The sequence below is a fragment of the Roseovarius sp. PS-C2 genome (genome assembly GCF_018862045.1).
In the GTDB taxonomy this organism is placed as follows: Bacteria; Pseudomonadota; Alphaproteobacteria; order Rhodobacterales; family Rhodobacteraceae; genus Roseovarius.
Map to the genome: position 1 here is coordinate 653,667 of NZ_JAHKSQ010000001.1, position 13,634 is coordinate 667,300.

Annotated in this window: 25 protein-coding genes and 1 pseudogene; 1 reads left to right on the plus strand and 25 read right to left on the minus strand. The window is 61.7% G+C overall.

Going from position 1 to position 13,634, the window contains the following annotated elements:
* Positions 1 to 61 precede the first annotated feature (61 nt).
* The 15 genes from rplO to KPG71_RS03235 all read right to left on the minus strand — a co-directional run bounded on the left by rplO (position 62) and on the right by KPG71_RS03235 (position 7,428).
* Entirely contained in the window at positions 62 to 535 is a 474-nt protein-coding gene (gene rplO, locus KPG71_RS03165; RefSeq protein ID WP_216336662.1) for a 50S ribosomal protein L15, read from the minus strand.
* Positions 536 to 708: 173 nt separating this feature from the next.
* Complete coding sequence (locus tag KPG71_RS03170) at positions 709 to 1,353, minus strand: MarC family protein (protein WP_253196033.1); 645 nt, start codon at positions 1,351 to 1,353, stop codon at positions 709 to 711.
* A gap of 173 nt (positions 1,354 to 1,526) precedes the next feature.
* Positions 1,527 to 1,715 (minus strand): 50S ribosomal protein L30, encoded by a 189-nt coding sequence (gene rpmD / locus KPG71_RS03175; RefSeq protein WP_216336664.1) that lies wholly within the window; start codon positions 1,713 to 1,715, stop codon positions 1,527 to 1,529.
* A gap of 12 nt (positions 1,716 to 1,727) precedes the next feature.
* A complete protein-coding gene (gene rpsE / locus KPG71_RS03180) occupies positions 1,728 to 2,291 on the minus strand; it encodes a 30S ribosomal protein S5 (protein ID WP_073033596.1) in 564 nt (187 codons plus the stop codon).
* A gap of 123 nt (positions 2,292 to 2,414) precedes the next feature.
* Positions 2,415 to 2,774: a 50S ribosomal protein L18 gene (rplR, locus tag KPG71_RS03185; protein WP_073033598.1), complete on the minus strand. Its 360-nt coding sequence runs from the start codon at positions 2,772 to 2,774 to the stop codon at positions 2,415 to 2,417.
* A gap of 11 nt (positions 2,775 to 2,785) precedes the next feature.
* Complete coding sequence (rplF, locus tag KPG71_RS03190; protein ID WP_073033600.1) at positions 2,786 to 3,319, minus strand: 50S ribosomal protein L6; 534 nt, start codon at positions 3,317 to 3,319, stop codon at positions 2,786 to 2,788.
* 11 nt (positions 3,320 to 3,330) lie between these two features.
* Positions 3,331 to 3,723: a 30S ribosomal protein S8 gene (rpsH, locus tag KPG71_RS03195; protein ID WP_073033602.1), complete on the minus strand. Its 393-nt coding sequence runs from the start codon at positions 3,721 to 3,723 to the stop codon at positions 3,331 to 3,333.
* A 12-nt stretch (positions 3,724 to 3,735) separates the two neighbouring features.
* Positions 3,736 to 4,041 (minus strand): 30S ribosomal protein S14, encoded by a 306-nt coding sequence (gene rpsN / locus KPG71_RS03200; RefSeq protein ID WP_073033604.1) that lies wholly within the window; start codon positions 4,039 to 4,041, stop codon positions 3,736 to 3,738.
* An 18-nt stretch (positions 4,042 to 4,059) separates the two neighbouring features.
* The gene (rplE, locus tag KPG71_RS03205) at positions 4,060 to 4,623 is read right to left on the minus strand and encodes a 50S ribosomal protein L5 (protein ID WP_216336665.1); all 564 of its coding nucleotides are present in this window, start codon (positions 4,621 to 4,623) and stop codon (positions 4,060 to 4,062) included.
* A complete protein-coding gene (rplX, locus tag KPG71_RS03210; RefSeq protein ID WP_216336666.1) occupies positions 4,616 to 4,927 on the minus strand; it encodes a 50S ribosomal protein L24 in 312 nt (103 codons plus the stop codon). Before rplX ends, rplE begins: the two co-directional genes overlap by 8 nt.
* Position 4,928: 1 nt before the next feature.
* A complete protein-coding gene (gene rplN, locus KPG71_RS03215) occupies positions 4,929 to 5,297 on the minus strand; it encodes a 50S ribosomal protein L14 (RefSeq protein ID WP_073033610.1) in 369 nt (122 codons plus the stop codon).
* A 75-nt stretch (positions 5,298 to 5,372) separates the two neighbouring features.
* Positions 5,373 to 5,603, minus strand: coding sequence for a 30S ribosomal protein S17 (gene rpsQ, locus KPG71_RS03220; protein ID WP_073033613.1), 231 nt, complete (start codon positions 5,601 to 5,603; stop codon positions 5,373 to 5,375).
* A 15-nt stretch (positions 5,604 to 5,618) separates the two neighbouring features.
* Complete coding sequence (gene rpmC, locus KPG71_RS03225) at positions 5,619 to 5,825, minus strand: 50S ribosomal protein L29 (protein ID WP_216336667.1); 207 nt, start codon at positions 5,823 to 5,825, stop codon at positions 5,619 to 5,621.
* Positions 5,826 to 6,100: 275 nt separating this feature from the next.
* A complete protein-coding gene (locus KPG71_RS03230; protein WP_216336668.1) occupies positions 6,101 to 6,586 on the minus strand; it encodes a bacterioferritin in 486 nt (161 codons plus the stop codon).
* A 221-nt stretch (positions 6,587 to 6,807) separates the two neighbouring features.
* Positions 6,808 to 7,428, minus strand: coding sequence for a 2OG-Fe(II) oxygenase family protein (locus KPG71_RS03235; RefSeq protein WP_216336669.1), 621 nt, complete (start codon positions 7,426 to 7,428; stop codon positions 6,808 to 6,810).
* Positions 7,429 to 7,529: 101 nt separating this feature from the next.
* On the opposite strand from KPG71_RS03235, the gene KPG71_RS03240 reads away from it, so the two are divergent.
* Complete coding sequence (locus KPG71_RS03240) at positions 7,530 to 8,225, plus strand: class I SAM-dependent methyltransferase (protein ID WP_216336670.1); 696 nt, start codon at positions 7,530 to 7,532, stop codon at positions 8,223 to 8,225.
* Positions 8,226 to 8,317: 92 nt separating this feature from the next.
* On the opposite strand, the gene rplP is transcribed toward KPG71_RS03240, so the two are convergent.
* The 10 genes and pseudogenes from rplP to tuf form a co-directional block, all read right to left on the minus strand.
* Positions 8,318 to 8,731: a 50S ribosomal protein L16 gene (gene rplP, locus KPG71_RS03245; protein WP_073033628.1), complete on the minus strand. Its 414-nt coding sequence runs from the start codon at positions 8,729 to 8,731 to the stop codon at positions 8,318 to 8,320.
* 13 nt (positions 8,732 to 8,744) lie between these two features.
* Complete coding sequence (rpsC, locus tag KPG71_RS03250) at positions 8,745 to 9,452, minus strand: 30S ribosomal protein S3 (protein WP_073033629.1); 708 nt, start codon at positions 9,450 to 9,452, stop codon at positions 8,745 to 8,747.
* Positions 9,452 to 9,832: a 50S ribosomal protein L22 gene (rplV, locus tag KPG71_RS03255; RefSeq protein ID WP_073033630.1), complete on the minus strand. Its 381-nt coding sequence runs from the start codon at positions 9,830 to 9,832 to the stop codon at positions 9,452 to 9,454. The genes rpsC and rplV overlap by 1 nt, the downstream gene beginning before the upstream one ends.
* 3 nt (positions 9,833 to 9,835) lie before the next feature.
* Complete coding sequence (rpsS, locus tag KPG71_RS03260) at positions 9,836 to 10,114, minus strand: 30S ribosomal protein S19 (RefSeq protein ID WP_216336671.1); 279 nt, start codon at positions 10,112 to 10,114, stop codon at positions 9,836 to 9,838.
* A gap of 3 nt (positions 10,115 to 10,117) precedes the next feature.
* Positions 10,118 to 10,960, minus strand: coding sequence for a 50S ribosomal protein L2 (rplB, locus tag KPG71_RS03265; protein WP_073033632.1), 843 nt, complete (start codon positions 10,958 to 10,960; stop codon positions 10,118 to 10,120).
* Positions 10,961 to 11,345: 385 nt separating this feature from the next.
* Positions 11,346 to 11,642 carry a 50S ribosomal protein L23 gene (locus tag KPG71_RS03270; protein WP_216336672.1) on the minus strand — a complete coding sequence of 99 codons (297 nt, stop codon included), beginning with the start codon at positions 11,640 to 11,642 and terminating at the stop codon, positions 11,346 to 11,348.
* Positions 11,639 to 12,256: a 50S ribosomal protein L4 gene (rplD, locus tag KPG71_RS03275; RefSeq protein ID WP_216336673.1), complete on the minus strand. Its 618-nt coding sequence runs from the start codon at positions 12,254 to 12,256 to the stop codon at positions 11,639 to 11,641. Before rplD ends, KPG71_RS03270 begins: the two co-directional genes overlap by 4 nt.
* Complete coding sequence (gene rplC, locus KPG71_RS03280; RefSeq protein WP_073033635.1) at positions 12,253 to 13,077, minus strand: 50S ribosomal protein L3; 825 nt, start codon at positions 13,075 to 13,077, stop codon at positions 12,253 to 12,255. Before rplC ends, rplD begins: the two co-directional genes overlap by 4 nt.
* A gap of 13 nt (positions 13,078 to 13,090) precedes the next feature.
* Positions 13,091 to 13,399: a 30S ribosomal protein S10 gene (gene rpsJ / locus KPG71_RS03285; protein ID WP_057795293.1), complete on the minus strand. Its 309-nt coding sequence runs from the start codon at positions 13,397 to 13,399 to the stop codon at positions 13,091 to 13,093.
* Between the two features lie 104 nt (positions 13,400 to 13,503).
* Positions 13,504 to 13,634: pseudogene (gene tuf / locus KPG71_RS03290) on the minus strand (elongation factor Tu); the annotation flags it as partial.

Sequence of the window (13,634 nt, forward strand, 5' to 3'; positions counted from 1 at the left end):
AGGCGGCGTTTTCGGGAAAACTTAAGGGTATGTAAGCGGCACGCTGGCCGCTCACAACCTCTTATTCAGCCGCCTGCGCGGTTGTGACCTTCAGAGAGCCACCCGCCTTTTCGACAGCTTCGACGGCCGATTTCGACGCGCCGGTGACTTCGAGCGTCAGCTTGGCGCTGATGTCGCCCTTGGCCAGAACGCGCACACCGTCCAGCTTGCGGCGCACCAGGCCGCTTTCGACCAGCGCGTCCTCGGTGATCGCCTTCTTGGCGTCCAGCTTGCCGTCGTCTACGAATTTCTGGATCAGGCCGAGGTTCACCACGGCGAATTTCTTGCGGTTGGGTTTGGTGAAGCCGCGCTTGGGGAGGCGCTGGTAGATCGGCATCTGCCCGCCTTCAAAGCCCTTGATGGCCACACCCGAACGGGATTTCTGACCCTTGATACCGCGGCCTGCGGTTTTGCCCATGCCCGAGCCGGGGCCACGGCCAACGCGTTTCTTACGTTTGGTTGCGCCGGGATTGTCGCGCAGTTCGTGAAGTTTCATGTCGCTTCTCCTGAAGCCGGATGTGACCCCCGAAGCGTCATGGGGCCAACCACGGCATGTCTTGATCTGTGAATCGTGGCGCGTGAGGCCACCCGCGGGCGTATACGTGGTGTTGGGGTGCGATGCAAGGGGGCAGAGGCGACGACGTGCGGGCTGCGCCCCCCCCTACCCGCTCAGCCGTTTCCGGTCAGGGTCAGCGCGCCGACGACTTCCAGCCCGCTCAGGACGGAATCCACCGCGACCGTCGCCAGAATCATGCCCATCACCCGGCTGATGACATTCGCGCCGGTGTTGCCGATGACCCGCTTGAGCCGCGCCGCCAGCAGCAAAAGCACAAGCGTCAGCGCGAGAACCGCCAGCAGAAGCAGCCCCGTGACCGCCTGATCGGGAATGGAATGACGGTGATTGTCTGTCAGGATCACGATGGCCAGCATCGCGCCGGGCGACGCGATGGACGGGATCGCCAGCGGAAAAACCGCGCCTTTCATGTGGTCTTTCTCGGCCTCTTCGATCTCGCGGGCGGCCTTGGGCTCTCCGAAGATCATCGTGAGGGCGAACAGGAACAGAATGATCCCGCCGGCGATCTGGAACGACCCCAGCCTGAGACCGACGATTTCCAGCACGAATTGACCGCCGATCAGAAACAGAACCAGAACGATGGTCGCAACGATCACCGCGCGGGTGGCCAGACGCCAGTGCAGGTGCTCCGGTACGCCCGCGGTCGCGAAATAGAACACCGGCAATGTTCCGATCGGGTCGATCACGACGAACAGCGTGATGAATTCACGAACAAGCGAAGCGATGTCGAACCCGGTCAACTGGAATGTCCTTTGCGAAATGTGTCTGAGTTTGCTGTAGCAGGTTACACCCTGTGGCGGCACCCCCTCTACAAAATACGAAAGCGCCCCGGCCATTCATGACCGGGGCGTTTCAATTCCGGCGTCGGCAACTTTAAAAGTTTCCGGGCCGTTTTCTTTTCAAGAAAACGGGCTCAGCCCTTTTCTTCGACGATCTGAACCAGGTGCGGGATCTTGTTGACCATGCCGCGCACCGAAGGGGTATCTTCGAGTTCGCGGGTCTTGTGCATCTTGTTCAGGCCCAGGCCGATCAGCGTCTGGCGCTGTTTTTCCGGGCGGCGGATCGGCGAGCCGATCTGCTTGACTACGATGGTCTTTGCCATGGGTCGCTCTCCTTACGCTTCCGCTGCTTCCTTGGCAGGTGCGTCGTCCTTTTTCAGGATGTCGGCGACCTTCTTGCCACGGCGCTGTGCCACCATGCGGGGGCTGGCCTGGAATTGCAGCGCGTTCAGCGTTGCGCGGATCATGTTATAGGGGTTCTGCGAGCCGATCGACTTGGCGACGACGTCCTGAACGCCCAGCATTTCGAACACGGCACGCATCGGACCACCGGCGATGATCCCGGTCCCGGTCGGGGCCGTGCGCATCACCACCTTGCCGGCGCCGTGACGGCCATAGCCATCGTGGTGCAGGGTGCGGCCTTCACGCAGGGGCACGCGGATCATCTGGCGCTTGGCCTGTTCGGTGGCCTTGCGGATCGCCTCGGGCACCTCTTTGGCCTTGCCCTTGCCAAAGCCGACACGGCCTTTCTGGTCGCCTACGACCACGAGCGCCGCGAAGCCAAAGCGCTTACCGCCCTTGACGGTTTTCGACACACGGTTGATCGCGACGAGGCGATCGGCGAATTCCGGCGCTTCGTCGCGATCGCGACCTCCACGACGGTTGTCATCTCTTGCCATTTGGCATCCTTTCAATGCGGCACCCTGCGGCGCCTGTTCCTTGGTCAATCCTGGTGAGCGACGCCACGCGGACGCGCCCCCGGATCATCGAGGCGCCCCGAACACCGTCCGGGGCGCCTGCGCTTAGATTTTCAGGCCGCCTTCACGCGCGGCGTCGGCCAGAGCCTTGATGCGGCCGTGGAACAGGAAACCGCCACGGTCGAACTGAGCCTCGGTGACGCCTGCCTTCTTGGCACGCTCGGCGATGGTCGCGCCGATCTTGGTCGCGGCTTCGACGTTGTTCTTGCCGACCAGACCCAGATCCTTTTCCAGGGTCGAGGCCGAGGCCAGCGTCACGCCGTTGACATCGTCGATCAGCTGAACGCTGATGTTCTTACTGGAGCGGTGAACCGACAGGCGCGGACGCCCGACGTTGACCTTGCGAAGTTTGTTCCGAACGCGCATGCGGCGTTTCTGAAACAGTTGTCTTTTGCTGTTTGCCATCTGTCGCGTCCTTACTTCTTCTTGCCTTCCTTCTGGAAGATGTACTCGCCCTTGTAGCGGATGCCCTTGCCCTTGTAGGGCTCGGGGCGGCGCCAGTCGCGGATATTGGCCGCGACCTGTCCAACGAGTTGCTTGTCATGGCCTTCGACCACCAGTTCGGTGGGCTTGGGCGCGGTGACGGTCACACCTTCCGGAACTTCGAAATCGACATCGTGGCTGAGGCCGAGGTTCAGCTTCAGGGTGTTGCCCTGCATCTGAGCCCGGTAACCGACGCCCTGAATTTCCAGCTCCTTGCGGAACACTTCCTTGGCGCCATGCGCCATGTTGGCGATCACGGTGCGGGTCATGCCCCACTGCTGGCGCGCGCGCTTGGATTTGCCGCGCGGCGTGACAGTGACGGTGCCGTCTTCGACAGTCAGGGTGACGTCATCGGTGGCCGTGAAGCTTTTGGTGGCTTTCGGCCCCTTGATTTCGATGGTCTGACCCGAAAGGTTGGCGGTGACGCCATCGGGCAGAGCCACGGGTTGTTTTCCGATACGAGACATGTCCGAGCTCCTTAGAATACGGTGCAGAGCACTTCACCACCGACGTTGGCGGCACGCGCAGCTGCATCCGACATCACACCCTTGGGGGTGGAGACAATCGACACGCCCAGGCCCTGACGGACCGAAGGGATGTCCTTGACGCTCGCATAGACGCGACGACCGGGCTTGGACACCCGCTTCATCTCGCGAATGGCGGGGGCGCCTTCGAAGTATTTCAGGCTGATTTCCACGGCCGGATGACCGTTTGCATCGGTCGTCTTTTCGTAGCCACGAATGTAGCCTTCGTCAGCCAGCACATCCAGAACCCAGCAACGCAGCTTGGACGCCGGGGAGGAAACGGTGGACTTGCCACGCATAGCCGCGTTGCGGATACGGGTGAGCATATCGCCGATAGGATCGTTCATTTTGCGTCCTCCTTACCAGCTCGATTTCACCATGCCGGGAGCCTGACCGTTCGAGCCAAGCTCGCGCAGGGCGATCCGCGACACTTTGAGTTTACGATAATAAGCGTGCGGACGGCCCGTCAGCTGGCAACGGTTGTGCAGCCGGGTTGCCGAGCTGTTGCGCGGCAGTTCCGCCAGCTTCAGGGAGGCGCGGAAACGCTCTTCCATCGGCTTGCTTTCATCACTGATGATCTCTTTAAGAGCGGCCCGCTTGGCGGCGTATTTCTCGACCAGGCGCTGACGCTTCTTCTCGCGTTCGATCATTGCTTTCTTAGCCATATCTCTTTCCTTCCGCGATCAGCTGTTGAAGGGCATGTTGAAATGCTTCAACAGCGCCTTGGCTTCAGCGTCGGTCTTCGCCGTGGTGGCGATAACGATGTCCATGCCCCAGACTTCATCGACCTTGTCGAATTCGATCTCGGGGAACACGATGTGCTCCTTGAGGCCCATGGCATAGTTGCCGCGGCCATCGAAGGATTTGCCCGACACGCCGCGGAAGTCGCGGATGCGGGGCATTGCGATCGTGATCAGACGATCCAGGAAATCGTACATGCGGTCGCCGCGCAGGGTGACCTTGGCGCCCATCGGCATGCCTTCGCGGACACGGAACCCGGCGATCGAGTTCTTGGCGTTGGTCACCAGGGCCTTCTGGCCGGCGATCAGGGTCAGGTCTTCCTGGGCCGACTTGGCCTTTTTGGAATCCTTCACCGCCTCGGCGCCGCAGCCGATGTTCAGGACGATCTTGTCCAGGCGCGGGATCTGCATGTCGTTGCTGTAGCCGAACTCTTCTTTCAGAGCGGCGCGGATCGTGTCGCGGAACTGCGTGCGCAGGCGCGGGGTGTAGTTTGCACTATCAAGCATCGATCACGTCCCCCGTGGTCTTGGCGAAACGCACTTTCTTGTCGCCTTCGATCTTGAAGCCGACACGGGTGGGTTTGCCGTTCTTGTCGAGGATCGCCAGGTTGCTGAGATCGATCGGCATGGGCTGCGGAATGCGGCCGCCCTGGCTCTGCTGGCTTTGCTTGGTGTGACGGATGGCCATGTTGATGCCATCGACCACGGCCTTGCCGGTCTTCGGGCTGACGGAGGCGATGGTGCCTTCCTTGCCCTTGTCCTTGCCGGCCAGCACGACGACCTTGTCGCCTTTTTTCAGTTTAGCAGCCATCTTACAGCACCTCCGGGGCGAGCGAGATGATTTTCATGAACTTCTTGGCGCGCAGTTCACGCACCACCGGCCCGAAGATACGGGTGCCGACGGGTTCATTGTTGTTGTTCAGAATGACGGCCGCGTTGCGGTCAAAACGGATGGCGGTGCCATCTTCGCGGCGGACTTCCTTGGCGGTGCGCACGACGACGGCCTTGCGGACGTCCCCTTTTTTCACGCGGCCGCGCGGGATGGCCTCTTTCACGGAAACGACGATGATGTCACCCACCGACGCGTATTTCCGCTTGGAGCCACCCAGGACCTTGATGCACTGAACCCGGCGCGCGCCGGAGTTGTCAGCAACATCCAGATTGGTCTGCATCTGGATCATTTGGTTTCTCCCGACCTTTGGGGGGCGTTATTGCCTGTTCCCCAGGGTTTCGCTCAAACCGGAAGGTTTGCAGGCTTACGCCTCCAGAACCTCCCAGCGTTTCGTTTTCGATTTCGGCGCGCATTCGATGATGCGGACAGAGTCGCCGACCTTGAAAGCGTTCTTTTCATCGTGAGCCCGGTACTTCTTGGACTTACGGATGGTTTTCTTCAGAACGGGGTGCGTGAAGCGGCGTTCGACCGAAACGGTCACGGTCTGGTCGTTGGCGTCGCTGGTCACGGTGCCTTGAAGGATACGTTTGGGCATAACTCAAGGCCTCCCTTATTCTGCTGTGGCCGCGTCTGCGGCCTTTTCGTTGAGAATCGTTTTGACACGCGCAGCGTCACGGCGGACCTGCTTCATGCGTGCCGAATTCTCCATCTGCCCGGTGGCAGCCTGAAAGCGCAGGTTGAACTGCTCTTTCTTCAGGGCGACCAGATCCTCGCGGAGTTGATCGGGGGTCTTGTTTCTCAGTTCACTGGCGTTCATCGCCGGTTCCTTTCTCAAAACACCAGCAGGCCCCTGACGGATGGTTCAGGGTAACCCGAGACCTGGTGGATGAATTACAAACGCACGAATCCCCCCGCATCGCGGGGTGACGTGGATTGCGGCTCTATAAGGGAGGCCGGGGCATAGGGCAAGGGTTAGTTCTGAACTTTGCCGTAATTCCGCGATTGGCGATGGATACGCGCGCCCCGGATGTTCAGACCGGCGGCGCCCCGCGACAGGCGCGGCGCCGCATCCCGACAACCTTGCCGGTTTTCTTATTCGCCTTCGGCCTCCCCCGCCGTGACGTATTTCGAGGCATAGCGTTCCTCGCCCAGACGATCCAGCAGGCTCAGCTGAAGTTCCAGCCATTCCTTGTGACCCACTTCCTCGATGGCGATGCTTTCGAACAGGGCCTTCGAGGCCAGATCGTCGGCCTCATACGCGGCTTTCGCGGCGCGTGTATAGAACGTGATCGCATCCTTTTCGTCGGCCAGATCGCTTTCGAACATGTTGCGCAGCGATTGGGAAACCTTGGGCGTCGCGGCAAACCCCATCTCCGGCTCGCCGTCCAGGGCGAAGATACGTGCGAGGAAGCGATCCGCATGGCCGTTTTCCTCTTCGAACTCCCCGCGCATCTGCGCGGCCAGCTTGTCCAGCCCCCAATCGTCCAGCAGATGGGCATGCAATTGGTATTGGTGCGCCGCGGTCAATTCCATCTGCAAAGCGGTGTTCAGGTTTTTCAGTGTGGTTTCATTCGACATGACGAACGCTCCTTTCAATCTGCCTGCAAAGCTACTCATCGACTGGCTGAATTAAACCCCAACCGCGTGACTTTTCCTTTGACGCAGCGCAAAAGGCCATGCGCCCATGCCGCTTGGGTCCTTGGGAAGGACGTTCATTTGCCAGCAGATTCGGAGCGCCCGACACCTGAGTGCCAGCCCTGTTCACAACGGTCATGCGGTGATCGTGGCTTTGGTGGCGCTCACGCCCAGGCGTAGTTGAAGCTCACTGAAATCCGGTCGTCTTCGGACATGTTCATCGGAACCTCGTGGCGCAGCCAGCTTTCCCAGAGCAGCACCTCGCCCACGGAGGGGGCTTCGTAGATGAAGGTCTGCAACTCGCGCCGGGCGGTTTTCCTGCGCGCGGGGGCGGCCATCATCCGGGCCGAACGCGGGTCTTCCAGCTTCAGCGCCGAGGCACCGTCGGGCATGGACACATAGGTGGTGCCCGAGATCACCGAATGCGGGTGCAGGTGCGAGGAATGCGTGCCGCCCTCGGGCAGGATGTTGATCCACAGGTCTTCGAGTTTGAGGTCGCGCCCGTCCAGATCGAACTCCAGATCCTCTGCAAAAGCCGCGACATGGGCGTCGAGCGATTTCACCAGATCGGAAAAGATCGGAAAGCGCCAGGGCAGATCGGTCAGCGACGCATAGGACGTGTAACCGGGATAGCCTTCGGTTTCGCACCATTCCTGGCCCGCCTCGTCATCCTCGGCGATGGAATAGCAGGACGCTTCGAGTTCGGCCGGGTCGATGGCGGGGCCATGCTCGGACAGCTTTGCGCGGTAAAGGCGGGTCACGAAGAGGGAATCAATCTGTGCCATGGCGGTGGTTTAGCCCAGTTACGCGGCTTGCGCGAGATTGAACTGCGCGATGCGCGCGATATAGAGTGCGCCCGACCCACACCTGGCCCCGGAGGTGCCGCATGACGCATTGGATCGCCCGCCTGCGCGCCCGGCGCAAAGCCCGCTTTTTCGCGCGGTATCAATCGGCGATTTCCGATATCCGGCTGGCGCTGCAACAGGAGGCGACCCGATCCACCGCGCGGTATGTGCGGGAGCATATGTACCGTGTGCAATCGGTCGATAGCTGGCGGGCGGTGCATGACGTGGCCATTGACCATGTGCGCCTGAACGGGCTGGTTCTGGAATTCGGCGTCTACAAGGCGCGCACCACGGCCCATATCGCAAGGCGGCGCGACTGGCAGGTGCATGGGTTCGATTCCTTCGACGGGCTGCCCGAGCCGTGGCGCGATGGCTACCCGCGGGCGACATTCGCCCTGCCCGCGCTGCCGGAGGTTCCCGCCAACGTGACATTGCACAAGGGGCTGTTCGCCGACACGCTGCCCACTTTTCTGGCCGCCCTGCCCGCGCCGCCCGACCCTGTGGCCTATCTGCATGTGGACAGCGACCTATACAGTTCCGCCAAATGCATTTTCGAGCATCTGGCGGACCGGATCGTGCCCGGCACGGTGATCGTGTTCGACGAGTATTTCAATTACAGCGGATGGGAACAGGGTGAGTTCCGCGCCTTTCAGGAATTCATCGCCGCGCGGGGCGTCGGGTATGACTACCTGTGCTACAACCACGAACATCAGCAGGTCGCCGTTCAGATCACCTGAGCCATGCCGCTTGGCCGCCCATACACGGCAAAACCCCCGGCGCTTTCGCACCGGGGGTTTTCTTTTTCCAGCGTGGGGTCGCCCCCGTCCGCTTACCAGTCTTCGCGAACCACGACGCGGGTCTTGACCGGCAGCTTCATCGCGGCGAGGCGCAGGGCCTCCATGGCGATTTCCTCGTTGACGCCGTCGATCTCGAACATCACGCGGCCGGGCTTGACCTTGCAGGCCCAACGGTCGACCGAACCCTTACCTTTACCCATCCGAACCTCGATCGGTTTCGCGGTGACGGGGGTGTCGGGGAAGATCCGGATCCAGACGCGGCCCTGACGTTTCATGTGACGCGTCATGGCACGACGGGCGGCTTCGATCTGGCGCGCGGTCACACGCTCGGGCTGGGTGGCCTTGAGGCCATAGGACCCGAAGTTCAGATCAGACCCGCCTTTGGCCAGGCCCTTGATGCGGCCCTTGTGCTGCTTGCGGAACTTTGTACGCTTTGGTTGAAGCATCGTTCAGTCCTCCTTAGCGACGGCCGCCGGCGCCACGGGGCGCGGGACCATCCTGGAGCTCCTGGGCTTTGCGGTCACGGGCACTGGGGTCGTGCTCCATGATCTCACCCTTGAAGATCCACACCTTGATGCCGATGATGCCATAGGGCGTTTCGGCTTCCTTGTGGGCATAGTCGATGTCGGCGCGCAGGGTATGCAGGGGCACGCGGCCCTCGCGGTACCATTCGGTCCGGGCGATTTCAGCACCACCCAGACGGCCGGCCACGTTCACACGGATGCCGAGGGCCCCCATGCGCATCGCGTTCTGCACGGCCCGCTTCATCGCGCGGCGGAACGACACACGGCGTTCCAACTGCTGAGCGATCGACTCGGCGACCAGCGGTGCGTCCAGTTCCGGCTTGCGGACTTCGACGATGTTGAGGTGCAGTTCGCTGTCGGTCATTGCCGACAGTTTCTTGCGCAGGGTTTCGATATCGGCGCCTTTCTTGCCGATGATCACACCCGGACGGGCGGTGTGGATCGTGACGCGGCACTTCTTGTGCGGACGCTCGATGATCACACGGCTGACGCCAGCCTGCTTGCACTCTTTCTCGATGAACTCGCGGATCTTGACGTCTTCCAGCAGAAGATCGCCGTAATCCTTGGTATCGGCATACCAGCGGCTGTCCCAGGTGCGGTTCACCTGAAGGCGCATGCCAATCGGATTGACTTTGTTACCCATTAGGCTTGCTCCTCAATTTGACGCACCTTGATGGTCAGTTCCGAGAACGGCTTGCGCAGGGCGCCAAACCGGCCACGGGCGCGCGGACGACCGCGCTTCATCACAAGGTTCTTACCGACATAGGCCTCGGCCACGATCAGCTCGTCGACGTCGAGGTTATGGTTGTTCTCGGCGTTGGCGATGGCCGACTGGAGGCACTTGCGCACATCCTCGGCGATCCGCTTCTGGCTGAAGGTCAGGTCATTCAGAGCCTTGTCGACCTTCTTGCCACGGATCATCGCCGCGACGAGGTTCAGTTTCTGCGGGCTGGTGCGAAGCATGCGCAGTTTTGCCATTGCTTCGTTGTCTGCCACGCGGCGGGGGTTCTTTTCCTTGCCCATGACTTACTTCCGCTTCGCTTTCTTGTCGGCGGCGTGACCATAGTAGGTACGCGTCGGCGAATATTCACCGAACTTCTGACCGATCATGTCCTCGGATACGTTCACAGGCACATGCTTGTGACCGTTGTAAACGCCGAACGTCAGGCCCACGAACTGGGGCAGGATGGTCGAACGGCGCGACCAGATCTTGATGACTTCGTTACGGCCGCTTTCGCGTGCTGCCTCGGCCTTTTTCAGGACGTAGGCATCAACGAACGGGCCCTTCCATACAGAACGTGCCATGTCTTAGCGGCCCTTCTTCTTGGCGTGACGCGAGCGCAGGATAAGCTTCTGCGACGCCTTGTTCTTGTTGCGGGTGCGCATGCCCTTGGTGGGCTTGCCCCAGGGCGTGACCGGGTGACGACCACCCGAGGTCCGGCCCTCACCACCACCATGAGGGTGGTCGATCGGGTTCATGACGACACCGCGAACCGACGGACGGATGCCCTTGTGGCGCATGCGCCCGGCCTTGCCGTAGTTCTGGTTGCTGTTGTCGGGGTTCGACACGGCACCGACGGTGGCCTTGCATTCCTGACGCACCATGCGCAGTTCGCCCGAGCTCAGGCGGATCTGTGCATAGCCGCCGTCACGGCCGACGAACTGGGCATAGGTGCCCGCGGCGCGTGCGATCTGGCCGCCCTTGCCGGGCTTCAGTTCGATGTTGTGAACGATGGTGCCGATCGGCATGCCCGAGAACGGCATGCAGTTGCCCGGCTTGATGTCCACCTTGGCGCCAGCCAGAACCTTGTCGCCCACAGCCAGACGCTGCGGCGCCAGGATATAGGCCTGTTCACCATCTTCATATTTGATCAGCGCGATAAAGGCGGTCCGGTTCGGGTCATACTCGATCCGCTCGACGGTGGCCGCCACATCGAATTTGTTGCGCTTGAAATCGACGATCCGGTAGAGGCGTTTCGCCCCGCCCCCGCGACGACGCGAGGTAATCCGCCCGGTGTTGTTCCGGCCGCCCGACTTCGTCAGACCCTCGGTGAGGGATTTGACGGGGCGTCCTTTCCACAGCTCCGAACGGTCGATCAGCACCAGCCCGCGCTGGCCCGGCGTCGTCGGCTTATACGACTTGAGTGCCATGCTTTCTGTCTTCCGTTTGCTAACGGCGGGGCCTGAATGCCAGGGTATCCGCCTATGTTTAAGCCCCCCGAAGGTGGCCGGTTTATAGGGCCCCGAAGGTCCCCGATGGAGCGGTGCGCAATGACTGCGTACCCTACGCTGCCGGTCCGATATATGCCCTGCGGCCACCGATCCGGCAAAAACAGGCAGCCCCGGACGAATCCGGGGCCATGCCGATAGGGTCTGTTAGTGGAGCGCGCGCAGCCGGTCAAGGGGGGAACGCCAAGAAATACAAGGTTTCCGCGCCAGCCAGCGCCGGGCCGGAGCCGCAAAAGAAAACCCGGCTGTGAAAACAGCCGGGTTCCCGTATTTCCGTAGGGTGCGCGGTCTCCGCGCACCGCCCCGATCAAAGACCGGTGCTGACGTCGATCGTGTTGCCCTCTTCGAGGGTCACATAGGCTTTCTTCACGTCATTCCGGCGGCCAAGCTGGCCACGGAAGCGTTTCTGCTTGCCCTTGGTGATCGTGGTGTTCACGGCCTTGACCTTGACCCCGAAGAGCGCCTCGACGGCTTCTTTGATCTGGGGTTTGTTGGCGTCCATGTGCACCTCGAAGACGACCGCGCCGTTTTCCGACGCCATGGTGGCCTTTTCGGTGATGATCGGCTTGCGGATCACGTCGTAGTGTTCGGGTTTCGCGCTCATTTCAGACGAGCCTCCAGTGCTTCGACACCCGCCTTGGTGAGCACCAGCGTGTCACGCTTGAGGATGTCATAGACGTTTGCGCCCATCGACGGCAGCACATCGAGACCTTCGATGTTGGCCGCGGCCTTGGCGAATGCGGCATTCACCTCGGCCCCGTCGATGATCAGCGCGCGCTTCCAGCCCAGATCCTTGACCTGCTTGGCCAGGGATTTGGTCTTGCCGTCCGATTCAGCCGTGTCGATCACGACCAGCTCACCGGCTTTGGCCTTGGCGCTGAGGGCATGCTTGAGGCCCAGCTGACGCACCTTCTTGGGCAGGTCATGCGCGTGGCTGCGCGGGGTCGGGCCCTTGTAGATGCCACCCTTGCGGAAGATCGGCGCATTGCGGTCGCCGTGGCGTGCGCCACCGGTGCCCTTCTGGCGGTAGATCTTCTTGGTGGAATACGAGGTTTCCGACCGGGTCTTGACCTTGTGAGTGCCCTGCTGCGCCTTGTTGCGCTGCCAGCGGACCACGCGGTGCAGGATGTCGGCACGCGGCTCCAGGCCGAAGATGTCTTCGCCCAGATCGACCGAGCCGGCCTTCCCGCCGTCCAGTTTGATCACATCGAGTTTCATGCGTCGCTGTCCTTCTTCTCGGCCTCGGCCTCGGCGGCTGCCTCTTCGGCGGCCTGCTCGGCTGCGGCGGCTTCTGCTGCTGCGGCTTCCTCGGCAGCGGCCTGAGCGGCGGCTTCCTCGGCGGCTTTGGCGGCCTCGTCAGCGGCCGATTTCAGCGCGGCGGGCAGGATCGCGTTCTCGGGGAAGGGTTTCTTCACCGCGTCCTTGATCGTGACCCAGCCTCCCTTGGAGCCCGGAACGGCGCCCTTGACCATGATCAGGCCCCGGTCGGCGTCGGTGCGCACGACCTGCAGGTTCTGGGTGGTCACGCGGGCGGCGCCCATGTGGCCGGCCATTTTCTTGCCCTTGAACACGCGGCCCGGGTCCTGACACTGACCGGTCGAACCGTGCGAGCGGTGGCTGATCGACACACCGTGGCTGGCCCGCAGACCGCCAAAGTTGTGACGTTTCATGGCACCGGCAAAGCCCTTACCGATCGAGGTGCCCGAGACATCCACGAACTGACCTTCGAAATAGTGATCAGCGGTGATTTCCTCGCCCACGGCGATCATGTTTTCAGGCGCGACACGGAATTCCGCGACCTTGCGCTTGGGCTCGACCTTGGCAGCCGAGAAATGCCCGCGCATGGCCTGGCTGACCCGCTTGGCCTTGGCCGAACCGGCGCCCAGCTGAACAGCGGCATAGCCGTGCTGCTCGGGGGTGCGTTGTGCGACGACCTGAAGCTTGTCCAGTTGCAGGACGGTCACAGGAACCTGACGGCCGTCTTCCATGAACAGCCGGGTCATGCCGACTTTCTTTGCGATAACGCCAGAGCGCAACATTACCTTGCCCTCCTCAAACCGAAATCTGCACGTCGACGCCAGCGGCGAGGTCGAGCTTCATCAGCGCGTCCACGGTCTGCGGCGTCGGGTCGACGATGTCGAGCAGACGCTTGTGCGTGCGGATCTCGAACTGGTCGCGCGATTTCTTGTTCACGTGGGGACCACGCAGAACGGTGAATTTTTCGATCTTGTTCGGCAGCGGGATCGGGCCCCGCACGTCGGCACCCGTCCGTTTGGCGGTGTTGACGATTTCCTGCGTGCTGGCATCCAGCACACGGTAATCGAATGCCTTCAGCCGAATGCGAATGTTTTGACTTTGCATCAGTCTGGCCTTTCACGGCGTTGGAGTTGATAGGAGGAGGGCCAGATCATTCCGGCCCCCCTCGTCGAACCCTTGCCCCGGGCCGAAGCCCGGAGCCTTTAGGATCAGTCGATGATTTTGGAGACGACGCCGGCGCCGACGGTGCGGCCGCCTTCGCGGATGGCGAAGCGCAGGCCGTCTTCCATGGCGATCGGGGCGATCAGTTCGACTTCGAACTTCAGGTTGTCGCCCGGCA

Excerpts from the sequence above, each read along its gene's own strand:
- rplO (WP_216336662.1), bottom strand. The coding sequence starts at position 535 with ATGAAACTTCACGAACTGCGCGACAATCCCGGCGCAACCAAACGTAAG.
- rpmD (WP_216336664.1), bottom strand. The coding sequence starts at position 1,715 with ATGGCAAAGACCATCGTAGTCAAGCAGATCGGCTCGCCGATCCGCCGC.
- rpsE (WP_073033596.1), bottom strand. The coding sequence starts at position 2,291 with ATGGCAAGAGATGACAACCGTCGTGGAGGTCGCGATCGCGACGAAGCG.
- rplR (WP_073033598.1), bottom strand. The coding sequence starts at position 2,774 with ATGGCAAACAGCAAAAGACAACTGTTTCAGAAACGCCGCATGCGCGTT.
- rplF (WP_073033600.1), bottom strand. The coding sequence starts at position 3,319 with ATGTCTCGTATCGGAAAACAACCCGTGGCTCTGCCCGATGGCGTCACC.
- rpsH (WP_073033602.1), bottom strand. The coding sequence starts at position 3,723 with ATGAACGATCCTATCGGCGATATGCTCACCCGTATCCGCAACGCGGCT.
- rpsN (WP_073033604.1), bottom strand. The coding sequence starts at position 4,041 with ATGGCTAAGAAAGCAATGATCGAACGCGAGAAGAAGCGTCAGCGCCTG.
- rplE (WP_216336665.1), bottom strand. The coding sequence starts at position 4,623 with ATGCTTGATAGTGCAAACTACACCCCGCGCCTGCGCACGCAGTTCCGC.
- rplX (WP_216336666.1), bottom strand. The coding sequence starts at position 4,927 with ATGGCTGCTAAACTGAAAAAAGGCGACAAGGTCGTCGTGCTGGCCGGC.
- rplN (WP_073033610.1), bottom strand. The coding sequence starts at position 5,297 with ATGATCCAGATGCAGACCAATCTGGATGTTGCTGACAACTCCGGCGCG.
- rpsQ (WP_073033613.1), bottom strand. The coding sequence starts at position 5,603 with ATGCCCAAACGTATCCTTCAAGGCACCGTGACCAGCGACGCCAACGAC.
- rpmC (WP_216336667.1), bottom strand. The coding sequence starts at position 5,825 with ATGAACGCCAGTGAACTGAGAAACAAGACCCCCGATCAACTCCGCGAG.
- KPG71_RS03230 (WP_216336668.1), bottom strand. The coding sequence starts at position 6,586 with ATGTCGAATGAAACCACACTGAAAAACCTGAACACCGCTTTGCAGATG.
- KPG71_RS03235 (WP_216336669.1), bottom strand. The coding sequence starts at position 7,428 with ATGGCACAGATTGATTCCCTCTTCGTGACCCGCCTTTACCGCGCAAAG.
- KPG71_RS03240 (WP_216336670.1), top strand. The coding sequence starts at position 7,530 with ATGACGCATTGGATCGCCCGCCTGCGCGCCCGGCGCAAAGCCCGCTTT.
- rplP (WP_073033628.1), bottom strand. The coding sequence starts at position 8,731 with ATGCTTCAACCAAAGCGTACAAAGTTCCGCAAGCAGCACAAGGGCCGC.
- rpsC (WP_073033629.1), bottom strand. The coding sequence starts at position 9,452 with ATGGGTAACAAAGTCAATCCGATTGGCATGCGCCTTCAGGTGAACCGC.
- rplV (WP_073033630.1), bottom strand. The coding sequence starts at position 9,832 with ATGGGCAAGGAAAAGAACCCCCGCCGCGTGGCAGACAACGAAGCAATG.
- rpsS (WP_216336671.1), bottom strand. The coding sequence starts at position 10,114 with ATGGCACGTTCTGTATGGAAGGGCCCGTTCGTTGATGCCTACGTCCTG.
- rplB (WP_073033632.1), bottom strand. The coding sequence starts at position 10,960 with ATGGCACTCAAGTCGTATAAGCCGACGACGCCGGGCCAGCGCGGGCTG.
- KPG71_RS03270 (WP_216336672.1), bottom strand. The coding sequence starts at position 11,642 with ATGAGCGCGAAACCCGAACACTACGACGTGATCCGCAAGCCGATCATC.
- rplD (WP_216336673.1), bottom strand. The coding sequence starts at position 12,256 with ATGAAACTCGATGTGATCAAACTGGACGGCGGGAAGGCCGGCTCGGTC.
- rplC (WP_073033635.1), bottom strand. The coding sequence starts at position 13,077 with ATGTTGCGCTCTGGCGTTATCGCAAAGAAAGTCGGCATGACCCGGCTG.
- rpsJ (WP_057795293.1), bottom strand. The coding sequence starts at position 13,399 with ATGCAAAGTCAAAACATTCGCATTCGGCTGAAGGCATTCGATTACCGT.